Raw genomic sequence first — 25,066 nt, 5'->3', positions numbered from 1 at the left:
CCCGAAGACTGGGCATTGTCGCGGGCAGCTAGAGTCCGAACTGTGAGCGAGAACGAGCATGAAGCGAAGATGGCCCGCCCGCGCATGGCATCCGGCGCTCTCTTCTTCGACGAAAAAGATCGAGTCCTCCTCGTCGAGCTGTCCTACAAGGACTATCGCGACATCCCAGGTGGCTACGTCGAGGAGGGGGAGTCGCCCCGGCAAGCCTGTGTGCGCGAGGTCAAGGAGGAACTCGGCATCGCACCGCACATCGGCCGCCTCCTCGTCGTCGACTGGGCACCGAACCCCGGCGAGGGAGACAAGGTCCTCTACCTCTTCGACGGCGGCCGCCTGAGTGCCGACGACCGCCGACAGATCGCCCTGCAGGCGGGCGAGCTCCGCGGCTACGACTTCCACGACGCCGACCAGGTGCTCAACCTCACAATCCCCCGCCTCGCGCGCCGCATCGCTGCTGGCATCAAAGTCCGAGGGAAGGGTCTGACTGCCTACCTGGAGCACGGCGAGATGCCAGCGACGGGGTCAGGCCGATCAGATCCGCGAGCGATCAAAGTGTGATGCTTCGCGGCGCCGCGCTACAGGGGCTGGCTGCCTCGTTTGCGGCACCGTCGTAAGGTGCCTCGGCCAGCCTGTACGCCCTCGATGTGACTTCCTTCATGTCGAGGGAGTGCCAGGTGCGTACCCAACTCGAATGCACCTTTCACCCAAAACGCACTATATCTCCTAAGTGGCCTCGATCCTGTCGATGGCACCATCTACATTTTCGACTGTGAGCTGGCACCTCACTGGTCAGCCCTCAGTGGGCGCCCCATGTGCATTCGCGCCCGGAAGGAAACACAAGTGGTCGACCTGAAGAAGGACGTCTGGGCAATCGCCGACACCCTGCGCGGCGTCTATGCCCGCAATGAGGCCGGTGACGTCATCCTGCCCATGACGATCCTGCGCCGTTTGGAGTGCGTGATGGCGCCCCAGCGCGCCCGGGTCGCTGAGCTCATTGCCACTCAGTCGAACGAGACTGTGCGCGTTAAGATGATCAAGTCTGTCACCGGTGGCGTGAAGTTCTACAACACGACCGAACACACCCTGGCCTCGGTATATGACTCCGGCAAGGACATGGTTGATGACCTGTTGGAATACGTGTACGGGTTCAGTAAAGACATCGACGTTTTCACGAACTTCGACTTGCCTCGGCACATCGACCGGATGAAGAAGGGTGGCATCCTGCCCACGATCGTCCGCCAGTTCCGCGACCTCGATCTGTCCCCCGATGCCGTGCCGAACTCCAAGATGGGCGAGCTGTTCGAGCATCTCATCTACATGGACTTCGAGTCCTCCAACGCCGAGTCCGGCGATCATTACACTCCACGCGACGCTATCAACCTGCTGGTCGACCTGCTCTTTGCCGAGGATGACGACGGCTTGTCCGGCGAAGCGATCCGCAGTATCTATGACCCCACCGTCGGTACCGGGGGCATGCTCAGCGTGGCAGAGGAACACCTGCACCGCATGAATCCTGACGCCGAGCTTGTCTTGTACGGGCAGGAGCTGCGTCCCGAGTCCTACGCCCTGTGCCGTTCCGACTTGCTGGCCAAGGGGCAGAACCCCCAGAACATCGTGCTGGGCAACACCCTGGTCAAGGACAAGTTCCCGGACGATACGTTCAACTACATTCTGTCCAACCCGCCGTACGGCGTGGACTGGAAGAACGATGCCGAGGTTGTAGAACAGGAGCACAAGAGGGGCTTCGGTGGTCGCTTCGGCGCTGGCCTTCCCCCCACTTCGGACGGGGCCCTGCTTTTCGTGCAACATGCCATCGCCAAGATGAACCCGGCCGACAGCGAGGACGGCGGTGCTCGAGCCGGCATCGTCCTTAACGGCTCGCCACTGTTCTCCGGTGCCGCTGGGTCCGGCTCCAGCGAGATCCGCGGATGGCTGCTAGAGAACGATCTGATCGAAGCTATCGTGGCGCTGCCGAACGACATGTTCTACAACACTGGCATCGCTACCTATCTGTGGATCTTCGACAATGCCAAGCGCCCCGAGCGTAAGGGTAAAGTACAGCTTGTCGATGCGACTGCGCTGGGCGTCAAGATGCGTAAGTCCGTGGGCTCTAAGCGAGTTGAAGTTGGGGATGCCGCTCGCGAGAGGGTGCTGCAACAGTATGCGGACATGGAGTCCTCGGACACATCCAAGATCTTCGACAATCTAGACTTCGCCTTCTGGCAGATCACGGTCGAGCGGCCCCTTCGTCTGAACTTCGAGACCACACCCGAACGTGTAGCCCTGGTTGCTGAGCACAAGACCCTCGGCAAGATCGACGGCCTCATCGATTCCCTGATGTCTTTCAACGGGGGCCAGTACCTCAACCGCGAGGACTTCCTCAATGACTTGGGCAAGCACTTCGGTTCTTGCGGAATTGGCCTGACCTCCGCGCAGCGCAAGGCGCTGTGGCAGACCCTCGGCGAGCGCGACGAGAATGCCGAGATCTGCTGTGTCCAGTCCGGCAAGAACAAGGGTGAGCCGGAGCCTGACATCTCCCTTCGTGACTCTGAGATCGTTCCCTTCGGCTGGGGTGGGCACGCCAAGGGCCATGACGCTAAGGACGCCACTACCAAGGCGTACTTCACGAAGGAGGTCAAGCCGCACTTCGATGACGCTTGGGTTGACTACTCCAAGACCAAGGTGGGCTACGAGATCCCTTTCCCTCGCCACTTCTACAAGTACGTTCCCCCGCGAAGCCTTTCTGAGATCGACGCTGACCTCGAGGATTCCCTGCAGGAGATCCTCGGCCTGCTTCGCAAGGTGGAGGAGAGCAAGTGAGCACCCCCCTTCCTTGGGGAGACACCAATCCGCCATGGGAAATCGGCCAGGTTAAGCATCTGGGTAGCGTCACTCTGGGCAAGATGCTGCAGACAAAAGACACTGGCCAGGATGTCCTTGCTGCGTACATGAGGGCGGCCAACGTCCAGCCTGATGGTGTCCTCGCGTTGGATGACGTCAAAGAAATGTGGTTCTCGCCCCGAGAGCTGCGCGACCTCACCCTCCGCCAGGGCGACGTGGTCGTGGTCGAGGGCGGACAGGGTGGCTTCGGACGTGCCGCGTACATCCGTGGAGACCTCGATGGGTGGGGGTTCCAGAACTCGATTAACCGCATCCGGTCGAACGGGGATAACGATGGAAGATTTCTCGCCTACTATCTGATCGCCCTCCGTGCTACTGGATTCATTCGGAGATACTGCAACGTCGTCTCCATGCCGCATCTGACGGCCGAGAAGCTGGCCGCTATTCCCATACCGCTTCCCTCCGGTCCAGAGCAACGCTTCATTGCTGATCATCTGGATCGCGAGACGGGAGAGATTGACAGGCTCATTGCTGCGCAGGACCGGTTCGTTGGACTGCTGCAGGAACGACGCCAAGCTGTCGTGGAGCATGAGCTTGCAGGGGTCGTGCCAGCGGTGCCTGGTACACGGCTGAAGCACCTGGTGCAGTCCATTCGGCAGGGCTGGAGCCCGCAGTGCCTTCCGTGGCCTGGTGATGGTATCCAGACCTGGGCAGTTCTGAAGGCAGGGGCAGCCAACCGTGGGGTATTCCGCCCGGAGGAAAATAAGGAACTGCCAGAAGATCTGGTGCCGCGACCGTCGACCGTTGTGCGGCGTGGCGATCTCGTGGTCTCGCGAGCTAACACTCGCGACCTAGTCGGTAGCGCAGCAGTGGTATCTGGGGATTATCCGCGGCTGATGCTAAGCGACAAGCTTTACGCCCTTGCCCTCGACGGGTCCAAGGCTTTGCCGCGTTATGTCGCCTATCTGATGGCTAGCCGGCGAATCAGGGACTTGATCGAGATGAATGCTACTGGCGCGAGCTCATCGATGCTGAACATCACAAGGGATGAAATTATTAATCTCCCAATGGATGTACCCGAGATCGCTGAACAGTGTCGCGTCCTCAAACGCCTGGACGCTGAAATTGCAGACATCGACACTTTGATCGCAAAGACGCAGCGGCACATCGAACTCGCCAGGGAGCGTCGTAGGGCGCTCATCACGGCGGCCGTGACCGGCCAGATGGACATCCCGATGGAGGTTTGAGCGTTGGTGGACCTGACGTACGAGTCGGAGTTCGAGAAGCGCATCTGTGAGTACTTGGCTGCCAGTGGGTGGCTGTATTCGCCCAACGGCGAGGGGTACGACGCCGAACGTGCCCTGTTTCCGGATGATGTCGTCGGGTGGTTTCAGGACCAGGACCCACAGGCGTGGCAGCGTGGCATCGGTTCTGGCCCGCGGGCCCAAGAGGCAGAACAGGCGTTGCTGGACCTGATCGTGCAGTTGCGCTCGACGCCGCTCGACAACAGAGGTGGCGGCCCGGGCGGGACCCTCCAGCTGCTGCGATCGGACGTCCCAGTTGGGCTGCGCGACGAACTGAAGATGGTGCAGTGGCGGCCCTCCGACCCTACGAACGCCACCCGCGTGGCCGCTTACGACAAGGTGCGCCTGCGGATCATGCGGCAAGTGCATTACTCCCGGCAGACGCCACACGACAGCATCGACCTGGTCGCGTTCGTCAACGGCATCCCTGTGGCCACGTTCGAGTTGAAGACCAACTTCAAGCAGTCCATCGACGCTGCAGTCAAGCAGTACGCCCAGGATCGCCATCCCAAGGGAGAGCCACTGCTGGCCTTCGGTACCGGAGCGCTCGTGCACTTCGTGGTCACCGAGTCTGAGGTTCGGATGACGACCCACCTCGAGGGTGAGAACACCCACTTCCTCCCATTCAACATGGGCAGCGACGGGGGAGCGGGCAACCCAGTCAACGAGGACGGGCCGGCCACCGCGTACTTGTGGGAGCAGGTCATGGCCCGTGACACCTGGCTGGAGATCCTCGGGTCCATGCTGTTCGTGGACGTCAAGGCCGTCACGAACGCGATCACACGTGAGCGCAAGACGTCAACCAGTGTGATCTTCCCGCGCTTCCACCAGTGGAAGGCCGTCTCGCGGATGATCGACCAGATCGAAGCTGAAGGCGTTGGTGGCCGTTTCTTGATCCAACACTCGGCAGGATCGGGCAAGACGAACACCATCGGATGGACAGCGCACCACCTGTCGAACCTGCACGATCAAACCGGCCGCAAGACGTTCGACACGGTCCTAGTGATCACAGATCGCACGGTGCTGGATGACCAGATGCAGCGGGCGATCTTGCAGATCGAAGGCAAGCCTGACTACGTCTACAACGTCGACAAGAAGGCCCGCACCGGCGAAGGCTCCAAGTCCCGTGCGCTGCTCAAGGCCCTACAGGACCGCCGCCGCATCGTCGTGGTGACCATCCAGACCTTTCCAGCTGTACTCAAGCTCCTCTCCGAGGAGGATTCGCTGACCGGCCACCGTTTCGCGGTCATCGCGGACGAGGCGCACTCTTCTCAGGCCGGCGCAACGGCCAAGAAGGTTCGTCAGGTGTTGCGTTCCGGTGGGCAGGAATTGGACGAGGGTGTGGAGGTGGACGCCGAGGACACGATCAACGCACTGGCCGACATGCCGACTCCAAACGTGTCGTTCTTTGCGTTCACCGCTACCCCGAAGGCCAAGACCATCGAGCTGTTCGGGCGCCGCGTATCGCCTGAGGCGAAGCCGTCCGCGTTCGACGTCTACTCGATGAAGCAGGCCATCCAGGAGGGCTTCATCCTGGATGTTCTGCCGCGTTACCAGAGCTATGGGACCGTCTACCAGATCGCCGAGGCGATCAAGAAGAACGGGGTCAACGTCTCCATCGACGAGGAGGACAACCTCGTCGACGAGACCGCCGCAGCCAAGGCCCTCAAGCGTTTCGTGCGGCTGCACCCGACGAACATCGCTCAGAAGGTCGAAATCATCGTCGAGCACTTCCGGGCCAACGTGGCCGGCCTGCTGGGCGGCCATGCCAAGGCTATGATCGTCACTTCCGAGCGCAAGCACGCGCTGCGGTACAAGTTGGCGATCGACAAGCACATCAAGTCCAAGGGCTATGACCTGGGTACCTTGGTCGCGTTCTCCGGCACCCTCGATGACCCGGAGTACGGCATCCACGATGAGGTCTCCGAGGCCAAGATGAACCCGGGTGCCGGCCCGGACCTGGCCGAGGCGTTCGCCGAGCCAAACTACCGCGTGATGATAGCCGCGGACAAATTCCAGACGGGGTTTGACCAGCCACTGCTGTGCGCGATGTATGTCGACAAGCGTCTCGATGGCATCCAGGCAGTGCAGACGCTCTCACGCCTAAACCGCACCTTCCGGTCTGGCGGCATGGTCAAGGACCGGGTGTTCATCCTGGACTTCACGAACGAGCCCAAGGACATCCAGGCGGCGTTCGCACAGTTCTACGAAGAGGCCGAAATCGAGACCGAGACCGACCCCAATCAGCTGCATGTGCTGGCGATGGGGCTGCGAACCTTCGGCATCTTTGATGCCCAGGACGTGACTCAGTTCGTCCAGGGCGCCCAACGCGGTGATCGCAACGAGATCACCGCAGCAATGAGCCGGGCGCAGAACCGGTTCGCCCAGGCATGGGCTCAGGCCCAAGCCGACGAGGATACGCAGGCCGTGGAACGGCTCGAGCAGTTTCGCAAGAACACGTCCTCATTCGTGCGCCTGTACGACTTCCTGTCCCAGGTATACGACTACTCCGGCTCACCGCTGGAAGACCTCTGCGCCTTCTGTCGGGAGCTTGCTCAGTGGATCAAGGCCGACCGAGCCCATGACGAGGTTGATATCTCCAGCGCCCGACTGGTTGCGATCGAGCAGAAGGACAAGGGGGCCACGAACGCTTCGGTCACCAAGAAGGGCGACAACCTCTCAGGCCCCAGCGCGCTGGGTACGGCCAGGGTCAAGGACCCCAAGATGGTCCCGCTGCTGGAAGTCATCGACACCCTTAACAACCTGTTTGACGACCTGTCGGAGTCGGCGGTCGCTGGCGTGATGGCCCTCGTGATCAACGCTGCGAAGTCCGACGAGGTTCTGAGGTCGCGAGCATTGGAAAACAGCCTGGAGAACTTCCTGAAGTCCGAGAAGGTTCGCGATCGCATCCTGGACATGCTGCTCGCTGCTCCCGGGGAGCTGGGCAAGGTCGTGGCTGAGGTAGTCGGCGATGGTAAGGGCCTGGACAGCATCATTGCTGGCGCATTCCACGGTGTGCGACTGGATGTCGAGGCTGAGTCCAGCTGATGGCCAGGGAAGTGCCGGATGTCTCAAATCGGCGGTGCTGGCAAGCTGGACCACCCCCGGTGGTGGGAGGCAATCCCTGCTCTGAGCAGGTGGGAGTTGCTGGCCGGCGCGGCCGGACACGCGAGTGGTGAGTGGGCGGACAGGGCTCCACGACGGCTGGCTCGGCAAGCTGGCCAGCCGTCGTGGAGACCACGGGTGAAGGGAATCACTCCAAATTCCGGTCCTCCATCCCGTCCCCGGCAGCAATCCGCCGCCAGAGTCGCTCAGCGATCTCTACGAGTGTTCCCTCGCCCGGTACCCGCCACTGCTTGGGTCCCTGGACAGCGCTCCACTGCTCCTTCCAATCGGCTTCGTTCCAAATATGGGAGACCAGCCCAGTCGGCGAGTAGCGTCGGCCGTCGGCCTCCCAGAGGATCGGAGTTTTCCGGTCGTTCACCCAGCTGGCTCGACGTCGCCGAGGGTCTGCGTCGAGCCAGCTGCCGATGGCTAGCTCCTCCGCGGCGCTAGGTGCATATTCGAGGGGGGTGCTGTCCTTAATTGCTTCGTAGTCGACGAGCAATCGAACCGTCTGGGGTCGTCGCTGTCGGCTCTGTACGGCACCCTCCAGGAGGGCCTTCCGCTTCATGGGGGATTCTGGTCCGGTTCCGCCCTCAAGCATGCTGAGGACAGCGGCAACGAGCTGTGCACAGCGTTCCTGGCTGGCGAAGGTGCTGGTCACGTAACTCTTGCTCGTAAAGAGGGTGTCGACCATGCTGATCAGGCACACCAGTACGGCAAGGACCTGTTCTGGCACCCCGGCAAGGACGTCATTCCATTCGCCATCTGACTCGTCGAGGCTGCCCCTGCCGATGCGTTGGAAGACCATGTGGGCAACAAGAAGTGCGCCGTTGTCTGCCACTGCGGCGGGGCGGCCAGCGAGCTTGGTCCGCAGCTCTGTCAATTGGTCACGCACGATCCGGAATACTTGGACGGCGCGCCAGATCTGCTGGGCACCCGGCTGCTGCCCGAACAACCGGGTATAAGCCCCGCCTGGCCCCTCGATCCAGAGTGCGTTTGTGGAACCCTTGACTCGCACGGCAAGTGATGAGTCCCGGTGCATGCAGGCGAGAGCCATGGCGGCCTCTGTGACTGAGCAGCCCGACTCAGGAGCAGGATCCAACTCGCCCCGTCGAAATACGTATTCCTTGTCCAGCGAGAGGCGGAAATCTTTCTGGATTTCACTTTGGACCGCATCGATTGCGATGAAATCCCGTCGTTCCATGTGGTTTTGCGTATTGGTGGCTTTGGTGATGGAACGCCCGAAGCCTTCAGGTGCCCCCTCCAGGGAGATGATCCGCACCAGGATGTAGGCTTCCGCGACCGCCTCGGGGTTGATCTCATTCGCGCGGAACGCTGAGGTGACTGTCTGTGCGCCGTTGACCACGCTGGCGTTGGTCAGGGTTAGGGTGGTCGGCTGGCCTACTGCTCGCTTGGAATGGTATTCCTGCTCGATCCGGTCGCACTGTACTGTGATGCCGTTGTGTCGATAGAGGAATCCTTCAGGGTCCTCCAACATGGAGTCCACCATTGTTTGGTTGACGCCAGTAAGCCCCAAAGAGCGGCGGACATTTCGATCGTATAGGCGCTCGCCGTGTCCTTTTTCATGTTCGGCGCCATCGCCTTTTCCGCCGTACCAACTCGCCAGCTGATCAGCGCTGACCTCGCCGATTACCGCCTTGAACGGGGTTTCGCGGGTGTACCATTCCCGATCCATGGTCGCCCTGAGCGTGATCGGCTGCGGCTCGAGGTCCTCTCGGATCGCCCGATGGAAGTCTCTCTGATCCACAACCTGGTACTCGACAGTGCGCCCGAGCCCACCGAATTCTTGAGCAGCCTCATCAAGGATATTGCGAGTTTCTGCGGAGAGTCGACCATCGCCCATAAGTGCCACAACCAGGTTGACCTTGCAGGTTGGGAGCCTTAGGACACCGTGTACACGATCCGCCAGGAGCTGCAATCGCTCGTTGAAATGATCGAGATCCCGATTGTCGAATTTCTTCAGGCCGTGTACTAGTTTAAGGGCGGCTTCTGTGTCGAACCCGGCCGTCCCTTTATCCTTCCATTTGGCCTGGATTAGCCAGAGTTCGGAGCCTGAGGCGGAGAATGCGACGCAATCAATTCCGAAGTCGTCTCGGCCGTCGATTACTCCAGCCGCCGCCTCATCTGAGTTGCAGTCCGCGAGAATTCGGGCCGCCTTGGCCGATACCGCCCGTGACAATAGTGCTGTCTCGTGCTCTTTGGGGTCCTTCTTTTTGAAATCGTCCATGGAGATCCGGTGTTGAAATTCTCGAAGCAAAGCACTCCTGATGTGCTGCACTTCCAGAGGCATGCCGCCCTGCCCGCCTTTGTTCACCAACGCTCCCAACAGCCGCCCTGTGCAAGGCTGTTCAGCCTAGCTTTGATAGGTGCGCTACGTCACACTTTGCCAGATGTGGTCTGGGTGCCCGCGGTGTCGCATGCCGGAAGCTCCTTGCGGCGATCTGCGTGAGCGGTGCGTGAGCGGACGGGGCGGAACAGGGTGGATTGAGCGGCACGTGGGTTGCAGGGCGTAGGGCTCTGACCTGGGGAAACGGGATTCTGTGGCACGGCCCGGCACCAGATGGGATGATCTTGTGGGGCCTCGTAATGCGTAGGTCTCGGGTTCGAATCCCGAAGGCGGCTCTGTAGAAGCCCCAGGACTCACTCGCCGTGACCTGGGGCTTTTGCTATTTCCGCCTTCGGTGGCCCGCTCGGGGTGCCGGGAGGTGATGAGCGGCGTCCTGGCTGGGGGCGGTGTGGCTTCGCTTCATGCGGGAGCGGCAGGCCCAGCGGGCGAGGGCGCCGACGGTGAGGGCGACCGCGATGGCGCCCCAGTCGATGACGTGGGGGAGGCCCGGGAAGAAGGCGAAGAACGCGGAGGACGCGGCGGCGCCGATCAGGAACGCGGCCAGGCCGGCGCGGCGGCGCTCGGCTTCCCACGCGGCGTCTTCGGGGGCGGGCTGGGTGGTCATGCGCGGCTCACTTCGTGAGGTGGTGGCACTGGCTGACCCGGCGCACGCCGGTGATGCCGATGCGCGCGCACGCTTTGCCGTAGCGGGGCAGTGTCTGGGGCGCGTTCACGTCATGGTGACCCCGCCGACTTGATGGTCGAAGCCGGTGGCGGGTGTTGAGCCGATGGCGGCTCGGCTGCGGCGGGTGAGCGTGGCGGCGGTTCGGGCGGTGGAGGGCTTGTGCGCGGGCGTCCCCTTCTGGCGGAGTGCGTCTGTTGATCGGAACGGTTGGGGGCGGGCGTGGGGTTCTGGCTCGGGGGGCTGGTGCACTACGAAGAGTGATCGGGCGGGGGGAACGCTGACTGGCCGTGAGCGGCGGGTCCCTCGACTGGTGGAGGCCGGGGCCAGGTTGTCGAGGCGGGGAGCGGTGCAGGGGGCCTCGGGAGCAGGGGAAAGGGCGAATCTCGCTGGATGCAGGGCGTGTTGGGGCGAGGTTGGAGAGTGGATGCGGGCGTTGCCCGGGGGGATGTAGGTCGCTCACCATGCGAGAGGTGGGCGGTCTGGGCGCGGTGGTGGACGGGGTGTCCGGCGTGGGTAGCGGCCAGAGGCTGGTGATCGCGGAGGCGGGGGTGGAGACGCACCTGCCCGCCACATGTGTCCGGACACGGCCGCCGCATGCGTTCGTGGTGAAGCTTGGCGGAGGGGCGTCGGGCGGGTGGTTTTCGGGTCGGGGAGCGGTGCGGAGGGCGGGGTGGGGTTCCGGTCGCAGGGGGGTTGGGGGCGGGGCTAGGTTGGGAGGGAGCGGGGGTTCGGCGTCGTGTGGCAGGAGGCCGGCCATGAGGACACGGTGGCGCGGTGTCGTGGCGGGTGCGGCCGCGGTGGGGCTGGTGGTGGTGCCGCTCGGCGCCGGAGCGGGGTACGCGTCGGACGGGGTGGCCCCGCCGGTCGTGGCCGCGGCCCCCGTGGCCGACGACTTTCCGCAGCTCACGCCCGCGGTGGCGGCGCAGCTCGACGCGGCCGTGAAGAAGGTGCTCGGGCAGGCCGGTGTGCCCGGGGTGATGGTGTCGCTGTCGGCGCCGGGCAAAGGGGAGTACGTACGGGCCTTCGGGGTCGCCGACAAGGTGACGAAGGCGCCCATGGCGACCGGCCTGAACATGCGGATCGGCAGCGAGACGAAGACCTTCACGGTGACGGCCCTGCTCCAGCTGGTCGACGAGGGGAAGGCCGGGCTCGACGACCCGATCGGGAAGTACGTCGCCGGGGTCCCCAACGGGGACCGGATCACCCTGCGCGAGCTCGCCGGGATGCGCAGCGGGCTGTTCAACTACTCCGCGGACGAGAGCTTCTTCAAGGCCCTGACCAGCGACCCCCGCCGGGAGTTCACCCCGCAGGAGCTGCTGGGGTACTCCTTCAAGCACCCGGTGGTGTTCCAGCCCGGCGCGGAGTTCCAGTACTGCAACACCAACCTCATCCTGCTCGGGCTGGTGGTGGAGAAGCTGAGCGGGCGTCCCCTCGCCGAGTACATCAACGAGGAGGTCTCGGCCCCGGCCGGGCTGAAGCGGACGCTCTTCCCGGTCGGCGCGGAGTTCCCGAGCCCGCACGCCCACGGGTACACGGACCAGACGGCCACCGGGAAGACCGAGGACGCCACGGACTGGAACCCCTCCTGGGGCTGGGCGGCCGGAGCGATGATCTCCGATCTCGGCGACCTGAAGAGCTGGGCGAAGACCCTGGCCACGGGCACGCTGCTCACCCCCGCCACCCAGGCGCAGCGGCTGAAGGTGACTCCGGCGGGGAACCTCCCGGACACGGGGTACGGCCTCGGCATCTTCAACGTCGACGGCTGGATCGGGCACAACGGATCCCTGCCCGGCTACCAGTCGCTGACCGTGTACCTGCCGCAGTCGCAGGCCACGCTGGTGGTGCTGCTCAACACGGACATCGCGTACGAGGGCGCCGAGCCCAGCGCGCTGTTCGGCGAGGCGATCACGAAGATCGTGACCCCGGACCACGTGTTCCGGCTCCCGGCCCAGCCCGTCACCGCGCACTGACCGGCGGGCCGTGCGGCGGCCACCCGGCCCACGGGCCCGGCGCTCGCCCGCGCACAATGGAGGCCGGCACGAGCGGGTGAACGAGGGAGATCGGCATGCGGGACCGGGCGGCGGAACAGCACGGAGTCACGTCTTCGGCGGAGGGCCCGGAGGCCGTGCTCCGCGTCGCGGGCGAGGCGGACCTGGACATCGCGGCGGAGCTCTTCCGCGGCTACCTCGACTTCTACGAGGTGCCGGCCGAAGACCCGGACGGACCGCGGCAGTTCCTGGCGGAGCGGATCGCGAAGGACGAGTCGCTCGTCCTGCTCGCCGAGGTGCCCGGCGTCGGCACGGTCGGTTTCGCGCAGGTGTACCGGGCGTTCTCGTCGCTGACCCTGAGCACGGCGTGGATCCTCAACGACCTGTACGTCGCCCCCTCCGGCCGCCGCACCGGCGCGGGCCGGGCCTTGCTGCGCGAGGTGCTGCGCCGGGCGAAGGAGGCCGGGGTGGCCGGGGTGCAGCTGGAGACGGCGTACGACAACCACGTCGCGCAGGGCCTGTACGAGTCGGAAGGCTTCGTGCGCGAGGAGTTCCACGTCTATTTCCACGATCTCGGCTGAGGGGTGAAACATTCCTCCGCCGCCGTCGCGTCAATGGGGTGAGACGGACGCGAGGGGGAGTGCATGCGGCAGGGTCGCAGAGACGGGTTCCGTGAGTTCGCGGCGGGCCGGTCGGGACATCTGTACCGATCGGCCTGTCTGCTGGCCAGTGGGGACACCCATCTCGCCGAGGACCTGGTGCAGGAGACCCTGGGGCGGATGTACCTGCTCTGGGGGCGGATCTCCCGCATCGACAATCCGGCGGCCTACGCGCAGACCGTGCTGGTACGGGCGTTCCTCACCCACCAGCGCCGCCGTTCGGCGGGGGAGCGTCCCCTCGGGGAGTTCCCCGAGCCGGGCGGGCACCAGGCGGCCGGCGCCGGTGACCCGCTGCTGCGGCTGACGTTGCTGGAGGCGCTGGGGCGGCTGGCGCCCAAGGACCGGGCCGTGCTGGTGCTGCGGTACTGGGAGGACCGCAGCGTCGAGGAGACCGCCGACGCGATGAGCGTCAGCTCGGCGGCCGTACGCACCCGGTCGTCCCGGGCGCTGGCCCGGCTGCGGGAGCAACTGGGCGGCAGCCTGGCCGAGTTCGCCAGCCACTGAACCGGGTCCCGGTCCCGGTCCCGGTCCCGGTCCCGGTCCCGGAGCCGGAGCCGCCCGGCCGCCGAGCCGTGGGCCGTCCGGGCCGTCGCCGGGGCGTCTTCCCGTTCGCCCCGTCCGTCTTGTCGCGCACCCCTCACCCAGAAGCGGAAGGTTCCGTTCCCCATGCCTTTTGAAGACGAGCTCGGCGAAGCCCTCCGCAGCGCGGGCGCCGGATTCACCACCGACTCGAACGCCCTGGTCGAGGCCGGTGAGCGGCGCGGCCGACGGCTGGTGGCCCGGCGCCGGGCCGCCGTCGTCGGCGGGTCGGCGCTGGCGCTGGCCCTGGTGGGCGGGGCCGGCGCCTGGAGCACCGGACTGCTCGGCCCCGGCAGCGGGGGAGACGTCGCGGCGCCGCCGCGGCTGCCGAAGTCCGGGTCCGCCGACGGCCCTCCCTCCAGTGCCGGCACCGGCGCCGTCTCCGCCGGCCGGCTGGGCGACATCCTCAGGGAGCTCGTGGCGCCGGCGAACCTGATCAGCTCGGAAGGCCGCGGTACCGGGGACGAACCCGGCCCGTACGTGCGGGGGGTGATCGACGACGGGAAGGGCCGGGGGAGCATCGGCGTCAGCCTCACCCGGATCGATCCGGTCGGTGCGATGGCCAAGGAGATGACGACCTGCCCCGACCGGAAGGTCGTGAAGCACGTCGATTCCTGCGTGGAGGAGAAGCTGCCCGACGGGTCCCGGCTGCTGCTCGTCCAGTCGTACGTCTACGACGACGAGCGCAAGGACGCCAAGAACTGGCGGGCCACCCTGGCCACCCCGGAGGGCTTCCTCGTCGACGCGTCGGAGGTCAACGCGCCCACGGAGAAGGACTCCCGGGTCAGCCGGCCCGACCCCGTGCTGACGATGGCGCGGATGAAGGCGCTCGCGCTCTCCGACAAGTGGCGGCCCGCCCTGGAGGACCTGCCGGCCGCCCGCCCGGAGACGAAGCCGGGGGACACGGGGCCGGGTTCGAAGGCCGTCGTCGCCAAGGACGCGCTGGAACACCTGCTCCGCCGGTACGAGATCCCGCCCGTCGGACGCGGCGGCGAGGGCGGCTACGGCTACGTGCTCCTCGACGACGGCAACGGCGAGTCGCTGATCGAACTCCGGATCATGGACCAGACGGACAGCTCGGGCTTCGCCGCAGGGGCCACCTCGCAGCCGGGCGGGGTCCGGATGAAGGTGTCGCAGGGGCCCGTCGACAACGGCGGGGCCGTGGTCCGCTGGACGGTGGACACCCTGCGCTCCGACGGGAAGCGGGTGACGGTCTCGGCGTACAACGCGCCGAAGCAGTCGGGCACGCCGAGCCGGACGGCGCCGGTGCTCACCGTGGAGCAGCTGAAGGAGATCGCGCTGAGCGACAACTGGAAGGAACTCTGGGGCCGCTGACGGCGTGCGGGGCCCGGGCTCACTTCGCGTCGGCGTAGCACTCCACGACCGCCGTGGTGAACGGGAAACGGACGGGGGTGTCGCCGAAGGCGATCCGGCCCGCCCGGTCACCGGCGGCGCGGATCGCCGAGGCGACGGCCCCGGCCTCCTCGGCGGGGCAGTGCACGATCACCTCGTCGTGCTGGAAGAACACCAGCTCCGCCCGCATCCCGGCGGTGGCCTGCCGCAGGGCGGCGAGCAGCAGCAGCGCCCAGTCGGCGGCGCTGCCCTGCACCACGAAGTTACGGGTGAACCGGCCGCGGGCCCGGGTGTTGGTGGAGGCGTAGCTCGGGGTCCAGCCGTCCTCGCGGTCCTGCGGGACCCCGGCCTCGCCGTCGTCCTCGGCGGGGGAGACGGGCGGCGGGCAGGTCCGGCCGAGCCAGGTCCGCACGAGCCGGCCCTCCTCGCCGGCGCGGGCGGCGTCGTCGACGTAGGCCACGGCGCGGGGGAAGCGGCGGCGGAGCGCGGCCAGGTTCTTGAGGCCGTCGCCGGAGGTCTGGCCGTAGACGGCGCCGAGTACGGCGATCTTGGCCATGTCTCGGTCACCGGAGAAGCCCTGGCGGGAGATGGACGTGTAGAGGTCCTCGGGGCGGCCCGCGACCTCCATGAAGGCCGGGTCGCGGGAGATCGCGGCGAGGACGCGGGGTTCCATCTGGTCGGCGTCGGCGACGACGAGCCGCCAGCCGGGATCGGCGACGACGGCCCGCCGGATCACCTTGGGGATCTGAAGGGCCCCGCCGCCGTTGGTCACCCAGCGTCCGGTGAGGGTGCCGCCGGGTACGAACTCGGGGCGGAAGCGGCCGTCGTGGACCCAGTCGGCGAGCCAGGACCAGCCGTGCGCGGTGTAGATCCGGTACAGCTTCTTGTACGCGATCAGGGGCTCCACGGCGGGGTGGTCCAGCTCCTGGATCTCCCAGCGACGGGTCGACTTCAGCTTGATCCCGGCCTCCGCGAAGGCTTTGACGACGTCGGCGGGGAGGTCCGGGCGTACGCGTCGGCCGAACGCGGCGGAGACCTCGTCGGCGAGCTCGGCCAGGCGGCGGGGCTCGCCGCGGCCGGCGTAGCGCTCGCCGAGCAGCTCGGTGAGCAGGGACCGGTGTACGTCGGCCCGCCAGGGCAGGCCCGCGCGGTGCATCTCCGCGGCGATGAGGAACGCGGCGGACTCGGCCGCGACGAGCAGGCGCATCCGGTCGGGGTGGGCGGTGGCGGCGAGCCGGCGCTCCTGATCGGCGTGGACCGCGAGCAGGGCGTCCAGGGTGACCGGGACAGCGGGCTGCGGATCGAAGAGGGAGTCCTGCGTGCCGGGCTCCGCGGCGCGCTGGGGCGGATCGGGCGGTACGGGGCCGCCGGTGAGGCGGGCCCAGGCGGCCGCCGCCGAGCGGGGCTCGCCGAAGCGGCCCTCGTGGCCGAGGAGCAGCAGCTCGGCGTCCTCGACGTCGTAGCACCGCTCGACGCGGGCGCCTGCGGCGAGCAGGCGGGGGTACACGGCGGCGGTGGACCGCCAGATCCAGCGCGTACCGGGCGGGGCGGCGCGGATCGCCTCCGCGGGGTCGCGCACGGTGATCCGGGCGCCGGGCGCGGGGGGTACGGGCGCGGGGGGTACGGGCGCGGCGTGTACGGGTGCGGCGTGCCACCACCCGTCGCCGTGCTCGGCGAGGGCCCACCGGCCGGCTTGGTCGCTCACGGGTGGAGTGTCCCACCGGGGTCTGACAACACCCCGCGGCCCGCCCGGCGGGGCCGGGGACTGCGGCCGGCCGGGCTGTGCCCATGCCCGCCCGGGGTTGTGCCCGCGCCGGTGGCTGCGCCTCGCCGGGGTGCGCCTGCCCCTGGGGTTGCGCTCCGTGGGGGTGTGCCCGCCCCCCCTTGGGGGGGGCTGAGCGTGCCCCGGGGCTGTGCCCCGTCGGGGTGTGCCCGTGCCCGAGGGTTGGGCGCCGTCGGGGTGTGCCTGCCCCCGGGCCTGTGCCCCGTGGGGGTGTGTCCGGGTCCGAGGGTTGGGTCCTGCCGGGTTGCGCCCGTCCCCGGGGCTGTGCCTGCCCGGGGTTGTGCCCCTGTCGGGGTGTGCTGCCCCCGGGCCTGTGCCCCGTGGGGGGTGTGTACGTGCCCGAGGGTTGGGCCCTGCCGGGTTGCGCCTGTCCCCGGGGCTGTGCCTGCCCGGGGTGCGCCCCCGTGGGCTGCGCCCGTCGGGGTGCGCCCGCGCCAGCCCGGGGTTGCGCCCGCGCCGGTGGCTGCGCCCGGTCGGTGTGCCTGCCCCTGAGGCTGCGCCCGGTCGGGCTGTGCCCACCCGGGGCTGAGCGTGCCCTTGGGGCTGCGGCCCGTCGGGTTGCGCCCGTGCCCGGGGCTGTGCCCCGCGGGGGTGTGCCCGCGCCCGAGGGTTGTGCCCCGGGCCTGTGCCCGTCCCCGGGGCTGCGCCCGGTCGGGGTGTGGCCGCCTTGGGGCTGAGCGTGCCCCGGGGTTGTGCTCCGTCGGGGTGTGCCCGCCCCGGGTTGTGCCCCGTCGGGGTGTGCCCGCGCCCAGGGGTGCGCCTGCGGCTCGTCCCGTGCCCGGTGGTGGGGTGGTCGGGGCATCGGGGACCGAGGTGGTGGGTGTGGTGGGCGGAGCGGGGGTCGTGCGGGTGACTGTGGCGTTGCCGGTCGGGTGGGGGGTGAGCGGGCTCGGGCGTGGCGTCGAGGGGGTCGCGTGCCGGGGGCGACCGCCGGGCGTGAGGCGGGCAGGCGGACATGCCAAGCTGAAGGGGTGAGTGAGTATGCCGAGACCGTCGACCGCGCCTTCGCCGCCGCCCTCTACGCCCAGGACGAAGCGGGCCTGGACACGGGGGCCTCGGTGCTCGCCGCCGACCCCGGCCGGTGGGGCGGGACCGGGCGGGAGCTGCTGGCGCGCGGAGAGGCGTACGTACGGCAGGCCTGGGAGCGCGGCTGGCAGCCGGCGGACGTGCTGCGGCTGGTGCGCCGCGACCTGGACGACGTCCACCTGCGGATCACCGGTGACGTGATCGCCGCCGAGGCGCGCCGCTACGCGCGGCTCCCGGAGCGGTGGACCGAGGCCGAGGTGTGGTGGAGCCGGTCCGACGCGGACGGGGACGGGGACGGGGACGACGCGTACGCCGAGCAGCTCGCGCGGCGCGAGAAGGCGGACCGGTTCACGCTGGCCACCGCCGTCCTGGAGGTCTTCCGGCTGCTGATCCGGCTGCCGTCGATCGAGCCCGTGGGACCGCTGCCCGGCGATCCGGCCGACGCCCTCGCCGAGCACGCGCACATCGAGCCGCGCATGCTGGGCCGGATCCGGGCGCTGCTGGCGAAGGCGGAGGCGACGACCTTCCCGGAGGAGGCGGAGGCGCTCAGCGCGAAGGCGCAGGAACTGATGGCCCGCCACACGGTGGACGAGGCGCTGCTGGCCGTGCGCGGCGGGGGCCCGGCGCAGGTCCCGGGAGCCTGCCGGATCGGGGTCGAGCCGCCGTACGAGGAGGCCAAGGCGGTGCTCCTCGACGCGGTGGCCACCGCCAACCGCTGCCGGGCGGTGTGGAACAGCGGCTTCGAGTTCTCCACGGTGGTCGGCTTCGAGAGCGACCTGGAGGCGGTGGAACTGCTCTACACCTCGCTGCTCGTACAGGGGACGGCGGCGATGACCCGGGCCGAGGCCGCGCAGCGCGCCGGCGGCCGCAAGCGGACCAAGACCTTCAGGCAGTCGTTCCTGCTCGCCTACGCCAGCCGGCTGGGGCGCCGGCTCGCGGAGACCGCCGAGCACGCGGCCACCGAAGCCCCGGACAACCTGCCCGCCCTGGTGGCCCGGGACGTCGCCGTCACCTCACGGGCGGACGAGATGTTCCCCCGGACCACGACCACCCGGCTGCGCGGCGCCACCGACCACGCGGGCTGGGAGGACGGGACCGCGGCCGCCGACGCCGCGCACGTGGGCGGCGGCCGCCGCCACCCCCTGCCCAAGGGCTAGCCCTGGCTCTGGCCTGTGGCCCTGGCTCTGGCCTGAGGCCCCGGCCCCGGCCTGCGGCCCCCCGGCCCCCGCCCGAGGCCCCCCGGCCCCGCCCCTACGGACTGTCCTCCGTCCGTAGGGCGCGTGACTCCGCCTTCAGGATGCGGGCCGACCTGCCCAGCGAGCGGGCCATGTCCGGGAGCTTCTTGGAGCCGAACACCAGCAGGCAGACCACCAGGACGACGATCAGGTGCCAGGGCTCGACGGCGTTGCGGAGCATGGGCGTTCCACCTTTCGGATGATCCGGATGCTTTTCCGAAGATCGGGCCCATGGAACCGGCACCACCCGGCCCCTGACAAATCTGAAGAAGCCCTGAAGAACCCTGATGAACTCCGGGAATCGGGCGAAAGCCCGATCGCGGCTAATCTCGGTCCATGAGCTGGCTCCGGGCGCTGAAGGACACCGCTCGCTCGGGCGTGAAGGTCGCCCGGACCCCGCTGGAGCCCCTCGTCGCCCTGCGGGCCACCGTCGGGCTCGCGATCGTGATCGGGGCCGGGCTGGTCTTCCTCGGGCCGGGCGCCGCCGCCAGTTCGGCGTTCGGCGCCTTCATGGCCGCCATCGCCACCTTCCAGCCGAGCTGGCGTCCGCGCCCGGTGCTCGCCCTCGCCTCCGGGCTGACCCTGGCCGTCTCCACGTTCGTCGGTTACCTGGTCGGCGCCTCGCAGACCGGGCTGTTCCTCCTGCTGCTCGCGCTCTGGGCTTTCGCCTCGGGGCTGATGTGGGCCGCCGGGCCCACCGCCGGGATCATCGCCTCCGGCAACGTCGCCATCATGCTGGTCACCGTGACCCTGCCGACCTCCGTCCCGCAGGCGGCCGGACACGCGGCGATGATCGCCGCCGGCGGGGTGGTCCAGGCGCTGCTGATCGTGCTCTTCCCGGTCCGCCGCTGGGGCGCCCACCGTGACGCGCTGGCCGACGCGCTGGCCGCCGAGGCCGACTACGCCCGCCGGCTGCGCCACGACCCCGCCGCGCCCTTCGACCCGGAGCCCCTGATGAAGGCCCGGGCCGCGGCCGCGGTCACCGTCCGGCAGGCCCGTCGGCGTCCCGCCGAGCTGCACGGAGCGCGCGGGCTCGCGGAGCGGATCCGGCCGGTGCTGGCCTCGCTCGCCGACCCGGCCGTCGGGGCGCCCGCCGAGGGGCCGGGCCGGGACCGGGTGCGGGAGCTGCTCGCCGCCGCCGCGACCGTACTGGACTGCGCCGCGCGGGCGATCCGGCAGGGGGAGCCCGTACGGCTGCCCGCGCCCTCGCTGGCCGTGTTGAAGGCCCCCGACCTGCCGGACCTGCTCCGGGGGGCGCCGCTGCGGGCCGCGCGCCGGCTCGCCGCGCTGCTGGACGACGTACTGGAGACGGCCGCGCCGGGCTCCGGGCGCACCGCCGATCCCGGTGAGGCGATGCTGCGGCCCAGCCTGACGCGGCTGGTGCCGGTGGTGTTGAAGGACGTACGGGCCGAGCTGCACCCGGGCTCGCCCGTCCTGCGGCACGCGGTGCGGGTGTCGGCGGTGGCCTGCGCCGGCTACCTCGTCGGGCACGCGCTGCCGTTCGGGCACGCCTACTGGGCGCCGATGGCCTCGGTGATGGTCATGCGGCCCGACTTCTCGCAGACCTGGTCCCGTGCGGTGGCCCGCTTCGCCGGCACCCTGGCCGGGGTCGGTGTCGCCACCGCGATCGTGCAGCTGGCGCAGCCGGGGATGTACCTGTCGGGTCTGCTCGCGGTGGTCAGCGCCGGGCTGATGTACGTGCTGATGCGCACCGGGTACGCCGTCGCGCAGCTTTTCGTCTCCGCCTACGTCGTCTTCCTGCTCGGCATGGGCGGCGTCCGCTGGGACCAGACCGTGCCCGACCGGATCGCGCTGACCCTGGTCGGCGGGGTGCTCGCGATGGTCGGTTACGCCGTCTACCCGGCCTGGGAGACCCCGCGGCTGCGGACCAGGCTCGCCGACTGGGTGGCCGCCGTCGGCCGGTACGCGGCCGCCGTGCTCGGGCAGTACGCGGATCCGGCCGGGGCCCGGCGTGCCGACGTCCGGGAGGCCCTGCTGGCGACACGTGACGCGCGGGTCGCGTGGCAGGAGGCGCTGGCCCGGGCGGAGGGGGAGCCGGTGCGGCACCGGGGCCTGTCCCGGGCGGCCGCCGACGGGGCGGGGGACGCGGTGGCCGCCTTCGGCCGCAACGCCATGCTGCTGGAGGCGCACGTACCCGACCGGGCGCAGGACCCGGTGCCCGGTGCGGCCGAGCTCGCCGAGGCCCTGCGCGCCGCGACCGAGGCGGGCGCGAAGGCGGTGCGGGAGCGCCGGGTTCCGGAGTGGGACGGGGTGCGGAGCCTGCTGGCCGACTGGAATGCTCCGGAATCGGGTGTTCTGCGGGGGGCCGCGGGGCAGCTCCTGGGCTCTCTTGACGAGGTGTCGGAGGCTCTTCGCCCCTGACAGTGATCAAGGCAGTACCGCGCGTGCACGTGCATCTGCCCATGCATGCGCTTATGAACACAGCTATGATCCGGTGGAGTTGACATCTGCACTATCGGGGGCTTCCTGTGGACCACGCGTACAACGGGATGGCAGCTGCAGAACTCGCTTCCATGTTTGAGCTGACCTGGCAGAAGAGCCGACACAGCAACTCGCAGGGTTCCTGCGTGGAGTTCGCCCGGCTGCCGGGCGGCGACGTCGCCATGCGCAATTCGCGCTTCCCGGACGGGCCGGCGCTCGTGTACACGCCGGCCGAGATAGAGGCCCTGCTGCTGGGCGTCAAGGACGGCGAGTTCGATCACCTGATCGGCTGAAGGAACAGCGCCTCGGTTCAAGCCATGCACGTGCACTGGCCGGGACTGATCGAAATGATCAACCCCGGCCAGTGGCCCCGCGTTTTCCCGTCTTCAACGTGACCCGCGCCCCGAATGCCTTCGTGCCGTGTCAGCAGTCCGGGAGCAGGAACAGCGCCCACACGACCTTGCCGGTCAGCCGGCCCGCGAGCGGGTGCCAGCCCCAGCTGTCGCTGTACGCGTCGACCAGGAACAGTCCGCGCCCCGACTCCAGGTCGCAGTTCTCGTCGTGCCGCTCCGGTGTGAACGACCCGCCGGGCCGGTCCTCGCTGGGGTCCCGCACCGCGCACACCAGCCGCGTGCTCCACCGCATCAGGTGCAGCCGCACCGCCGCCTCCGGCTCGCCCGGCCGGGTTTCTTCGGGCAGGGCATGGCGGAGCGCGTTGGTGACGAGTTCGGAGACGACCAGGGAGACGTCGTCGAAGCGGTCGTCCAGGCCCCACTGGGACAGCGTGGACCGGGTGAACGAACGTGCGCCCCGCACCGCCTCGAAGCGGGCGGGCAGAGCGCAGGACGCGGACCCGGAGACAGCCGTGGGGTCGACCGGGGGCAGCCCCTGCCGTAACGGCTCGAGCATGGTCGATCCATTCGTCCCCATGCGAGGCACTCCCGGGATTCGCGGACGAAGCGGCGGCATCGTCCAAAGAGAACTGCGGGGTGGGTCCGGCGCCGGCGCGAAGAGCACGCAGGTGCGCGGCACCATCGTTCCGAATGCCGAAGCCGGATGCAAGGGCAGATGCACGTGCACGCGCCCGACCCGTCCACTCCCGTGACGGTTCTTGCTCATTTCTTCCTACGCATACTTACGGACTTCTTTTCCGGGACGCCGGATTCCGTTACAGAACGAGTACGGGCCGATGCGTTTTGGTGGCAGACTGCGGCACCGGGGTACGGGGGCCCCGCCGAGCACGCGCACACCATTGCGATGGGGAGGGCAGGACTAGTGACCGCAGAAGCCAGCGGTTCTGTGGTGCGACGCATCCTCCTGGGCTCTCAGCTCAGGCGACTCCGAGAATCCCGCGGCATCACCCGTGAGGCGGCCGGCTACTCGATCCGCGCATCCGAATCGAAGATCAGCCGCTTGGAGTTGGGAAGGGTGAGCTTCAAGGCCAGGGACGTCGAAGACCTCCTCACGCTCTACGGAGTCACGGACACCGCCGAGCGCGAGTCCCTGCTGGGGCTGGTCCGGGAGGCCAACGCGACCGGCTGGTGGCACAGTTACGGCGACGTGCTGCCCGGATGGTTCCAGACGTACATCGGCCTGGAGGGCGCCGCCTCGCTCATCCGGATCTACGAAGTCCAGTTCGTCCACGGGCTCTTGCAGACCGAGGCCTACGCCCACGCCGTCGTCAGCCGCGGCATGCCCGGTGCGACCGCCGCCGAGATCGACCGCCGCGTCGCGCTCCGCCTGGAGCGCCAGAAGGTCCTCGTCTCCGAGAACGCCCCGGTCTTCCACGCCGTCCTCGACGAGGCCGCGCTGCGCCGCCCGTACGGCGACCGCGACGTGATGCGCGGGCAGTTGGAACACCTGATCGAGATCAGCCAGCGGCCGAACGTGCAGCTCCAGGTGATGCCCTTCTCCTTCGGCGGCCACGCGGGCGAGAGCGGAGCTTTCACCCTGCTGCGCTTCCCCGAGTCCGACCTGCAGGACATCGTCTATCTGGAACAGCTCACCAGCGCCCTCTACCTGGACAAAGAAGAGGAAGTGGCGCAGTACGCGCGGGCGATGCGACGCCTCCAGTCGGACTGCCCGGATCCCGACAGGACCCGGGATCTCCTGCGTGGACTGCTCCAACTGTCTTGATCCGCACGTACTATGACGTCTGATCAGTGTATGACGACCGATCGGTCTCCGGTGCAGCGCAAGGGTGCGCGCTCGCAGTAAGGGATGGCATGTCCATATTCACCGACCTTGCTCACCAGTACATAGACGGCGAATGGCTGGCCGGCACCGGTTCGTGGGACATCATCGACGTCAACCCGTACAACGGGGAGAAGCTCGCGGCCATCACGGTGGCCACGGTCGAGCAGGTCGACCGGGCCTACCGCGCGGCCGAGCGGGCCCAGAAGGAATGGGCCGCCACCAGCCCCTACGCGAGACGCGCGGTACTGGAACGCGCCCTGCGCATCACGGAGGAGCGCCAGAAGGAGATCGTCGAGGCGATGATCGACGAGCTCGGCGGGACCCGTCCCAAGGCCGAGTTCGAGGTCCACCTCGCGATGGAGTTCCTGCGCGAGGCGGTCCAGCTGGCCATCCGGCCCGAGGGCCGCATCCTGCCCTCCCTGGTCCAGGGCAAGGAGAACCGGGTCCAGCGCCTCCCGGTCGGGGTCGTCGCCGTGATCAGCCCCTTCAACTTCCCGCTCCTGGTGACCATCAAGTCGGTCGCCCCGGCCCTCGCGCTGGGCAACGCGGTGGTCGTCAAGCCGAACCAGAACGCCCCGGTCTCCGGCGGCGGGATCATCGCCAAGATCTTCGAGGACGCGGGCCTTCCGGCCGGACTGCTGAACGTCCTGGTCACGGACATCGCCGAGATCGGCGACGCGATCCTCACCCACCCGGTACCGAAGGTGATCTCCTTCGCCGGGTCCGACCGCACCGGCCGGCACGTCGGCTCCGTCGCCGCCCGCCACTTCAAGCGGACCGTCCTGGAACTCAGCGGCAACAGCGCCCTGGTGGTCCTCGACGACGCCGACCTCGACTACGCGGTCGACGCGGCCGTCTTCAGCCGGTTCGTCTTCCAGGGCCAGGTGTGCATGGCCGCCAACCGGATCCTCGTCGACGCCTCGGTCGCCGAGGAGTTCACCGAGAAGTTCACCGCCCGGGTGCGCGCCCTGAAGACCGGCGACCCGCGCGAGGCCGACACCCACATCGGCCCGCTCATCAACTCCTTCCAGGCCGACGCCCTGACCGCGCTCGTGGACCGCGCCGTGGAGTCCGGCGCGCAGGCGCTCGTACGAGGGTCTACGCGCGGCAACCTGGTCGAGCCGACCGTGCTGGCCGGGCTCCCGGAGGACTCCCCGCTGCTCGGCCAGGAGATCTTCGGGCCGGTGGCGCTGCTGGTGGTCTTCGACGGGGAGGACGAGGCCGTGCGCCTCGCCAACGCCACCCCGTACGGGCTCAGCGGCGCGGTGCACACGCGGGACGTGGAGCGCGGGGTCCGCTTCGCGGGGCGCATCGAGACCGGCATGATCCACGTCAACGACTCCACCATCGGGGACGAGCCCCTCGCCGCGTTCGGCGGGGAGAAGGACTCGGGCCTGGGGCGGCTGGGCGGCGAGGCCACCGTGGAGGCCTTCACCACCCAGAAGTGGATCTCGGTACAGCACGGCCGCACGCAGTTCCCCTTCTAGTGCCGTGCCGGGCGTCGCGACCCGGTGGACCTGACCGGC

At 68.5% G+C, this 25,066-nt stretch carries 18 protein-coding genes; 13 read left to right on the top strand and 5 right to left on the bottom strand.

The features are described 5' to 3' along the window. Positions 1–42: 42 nt before the first annotated feature. The 4 genes from ABZZ17_RS03090 to ABZZ17_RS03075 all read left to right on the top strand — a co-directional run bounded on the left by ABZZ17_RS03090 (position 43) and on the right by ABZZ17_RS03075 (position 7,190). Positions 43–555 (top strand): NUDIX hydrolase, encoded by a 513-nt coding sequence (locus tag ABZZ17_RS03090; protein ID WP_356871341.1) that lies wholly within the window; start codon positions 43–45, stop codon positions 553–555. A gap of 282 nt (positions 556–837) precedes the next feature. Beyond that, positions 838–2,817 carry a class I SAM-dependent DNA methyltransferase gene (locus ABZZ17_RS03085; protein WP_356871339.1) on the top strand — a complete coding sequence of 660 codons (1,980 nt, stop codon included), beginning with the start codon at positions 838–840 and terminating at the stop codon, positions 2,815–2,817. Beyond that, on the top strand, positions 2,814–4,085 hold the full coding sequence (locus tag ABZZ17_RS03080; RefSeq protein ID WP_356871337.1) for a restriction endonuclease subunit S: 1,272 nt from the start codon (positions 2,814–2,816) through the stop codon (positions 4,083–4,085). Before ABZZ17_RS03085 ends, ABZZ17_RS03080 begins: the two co-directional genes overlap by 4 nt. Before the next feature lie 6 nt (positions 4,086–4,091). After that, positions 4,092–7,190: a DEAD/DEAH box helicase family protein gene (locus ABZZ17_RS03075; protein WP_356871335.1), complete on the top strand. Its 3,099-nt coding sequence runs from the start codon at positions 4,092–4,094 to the stop codon at positions 7,188–7,190. Between the two features lie 205 nt (positions 7,191–7,395). On the opposite strand, the gene ABZZ17_RS03070 is transcribed toward ABZZ17_RS03075, so the two are convergent. Together ABZZ17_RS03070 and ABZZ17_RS03065 are read right to left on the bottom strand one after the other, a co-directional pair. After that, complete coding sequence (locus ABZZ17_RS03070; protein WP_356871333.1) at positions 7,396–9,582, bottom strand: AIPR family protein; 2,187 nt, start codon at positions 9,580–9,582, stop codon at positions 7,396–7,398. Between the two features lie 352 nt (positions 9,583–9,934). Continuing rightward, positions 9,935–10,219, bottom strand: a complete 285-nt coding sequence (locus ABZZ17_RS03065) for a hypothetical protein (protein ID WP_356871331.1) — start codon at positions 10,217–10,219, stop codon at positions 9,935–9,937. An 815-nt stretch (positions 10,220–11,034) separates the two neighbouring features. Between ABZZ17_RS03065 and ABZZ17_RS03060 the strand changes: the two genes are divergently transcribed. The 4 genes from ABZZ17_RS03060 to ABZZ17_RS03045 all read left to right on the top strand — a co-directional run bounded on the left by ABZZ17_RS03060 (position 11,035) and on the right by ABZZ17_RS03045 (position 14,840). Further along, positions 11,035–12,249 carry a serine hydrolase domain-containing protein gene (locus ABZZ17_RS03060; protein WP_356871329.1) on the top strand — a complete coding sequence of 405 codons (1,215 nt, stop codon included), beginning with the start codon at positions 11,035–11,037 and terminating at the stop codon, positions 12,247–12,249. Between the two features lie 95 nt (positions 12,250–12,344). After that, the gene (locus tag ABZZ17_RS03055) at positions 12,345–12,848 is read left to right on the top strand and encodes a GNAT family N-acetyltransferase (RefSeq protein WP_356871327.1); all 504 of its coding nucleotides are present in this window, start codon (positions 12,345–12,347) and stop codon (positions 12,846–12,848) included. Between the two features lie 63 nt (positions 12,849–12,911). Then, a complete protein-coding gene (locus ABZZ17_RS03050; protein ID WP_356871325.1) occupies positions 12,912–13,430 on the top strand; it encodes a SigE family RNA polymerase sigma factor in 519 nt (172 codons plus the stop codon). A gap of 162 nt (positions 13,431–13,592) precedes the next feature. After that, positions 13,593–14,840, top strand: coding sequence for a hypothetical protein (locus tag ABZZ17_RS03045; RefSeq protein WP_356871323.1), 1,248 nt, complete (start codon positions 13,593–13,595; stop codon positions 14,838–14,840). Positions 14,841–14,859: 19 nt separating this feature from the next. Here the strand turns inward: ABZZ17_RS03045 and ABZZ17_RS03040 are convergent, their stop codons facing one another. Next, the gene (locus ABZZ17_RS03040; RefSeq protein ID WP_356871611.1) at positions 14,860–16,443 is read right to left on the bottom strand and encodes a bifunctional 3'-5' exonuclease/DNA polymerase; all 1,584 of its coding nucleotides are present in this window, start codon (positions 16,441–16,443) and stop codon (positions 14,860–14,862) included. Between the two features lie 1,169 nt (positions 16,444–17,612). Between ABZZ17_RS03040 and ABZZ17_RS03035 the strand changes: the two genes are divergently transcribed. Then, a complete protein-coding gene (locus tag ABZZ17_RS03035; RefSeq protein ID WP_356871321.1) occupies positions 17,613–18,824 on the top strand; it encodes a DUF2786 domain-containing protein in 1,212 nt (403 codons plus the stop codon). Positions 18,825–18,918: 94 nt separating this feature from the next. Here the strand turns inward: ABZZ17_RS03035 and tatA are convergent, their stop codons facing one another. Next, the gene (gene tatA / locus ABZZ17_RS03030; RefSeq protein WP_356871319.1) at positions 18,919–19,083 is read right to left on the bottom strand and encodes a Sec-independent protein translocase subunit TatA; all 165 of its coding nucleotides are present in this window, start codon (positions 19,081–19,083) and stop codon (positions 18,919–18,921) included. Between the two features lie 155 nt (positions 19,084–19,238). Between tatA and ABZZ17_RS03025 the strand changes: the two genes are divergently transcribed. Together ABZZ17_RS03025 and ABZZ17_RS03020 are read left to right on the top strand one after the other, a co-directional pair. Further along, positions 19,239–21,284, top strand: a complete 2,046-nt coding sequence (locus ABZZ17_RS03025) for an FUSC family protein (RefSeq protein ID WP_356871317.1) — start codon at positions 19,239–19,241, stop codon at positions 21,282–21,284. A gap of 107 nt (positions 21,285–21,391) precedes the next feature. Then, positions 21,392–21,637, top strand: coding sequence for a DUF397 domain-containing protein (locus tag ABZZ17_RS03020; protein WP_356871315.1), 246 nt, complete (start codon positions 21,392–21,394; stop codon positions 21,635–21,637). Between the two features lie 130 nt (positions 21,638–21,767). Here ABZZ17_RS03020 and ABZZ17_RS03015 read toward each other — a convergent pair whose 3' ends face one another. Then, positions 21,768–22,253 (bottom strand): ATP-binding protein, encoded by a 486-nt coding sequence (locus tag ABZZ17_RS03015; protein WP_356871313.1) that lies wholly within the window; start codon positions 22,251–22,253, stop codon positions 21,768–21,770. A 348-nt stretch (positions 22,254–22,601) separates the two neighbouring features. Between ABZZ17_RS03015 and ABZZ17_RS03010 the strand changes: the two genes are divergently transcribed. Together ABZZ17_RS03010 and ABZZ17_RS03005 are read left to right on the top strand one after the other, a co-directional pair. Continuing rightward, positions 22,602–23,480 (top strand): helix-turn-helix transcriptional regulator, encoded by an 879-nt coding sequence (locus ABZZ17_RS03010; RefSeq protein ID WP_356871311.1) that lies wholly within the window; start codon positions 22,602–22,604, stop codon positions 23,478–23,480. A gap of 89 nt (positions 23,481–23,569) precedes the next feature. After that, positions 23,570–25,027 (top strand): aldehyde dehydrogenase family protein, encoded by a 1,458-nt coding sequence (locus tag ABZZ17_RS03005; RefSeq protein ID WP_356871309.1) that lies wholly within the window; start codon positions 23,570–23,572, stop codon positions 25,025–25,027. The last annotated feature ends 39 nt before the right edge of the window (positions 25,028–25,066 follow it).

It is taken from the genome of Streptomyces sp. NPDC006512 (genome assembly GCF_040611935.1).
GTDB lineage: Bacteria > Actinomycetota > Actinomycetes > Streptomycetales > Streptomycetaceae > Streptomyces.
The sequence above is the reverse complement of the archived record's forward strand: the minus strand, read 5'-3'. Positions and strand labels throughout refer to the sequence as shown.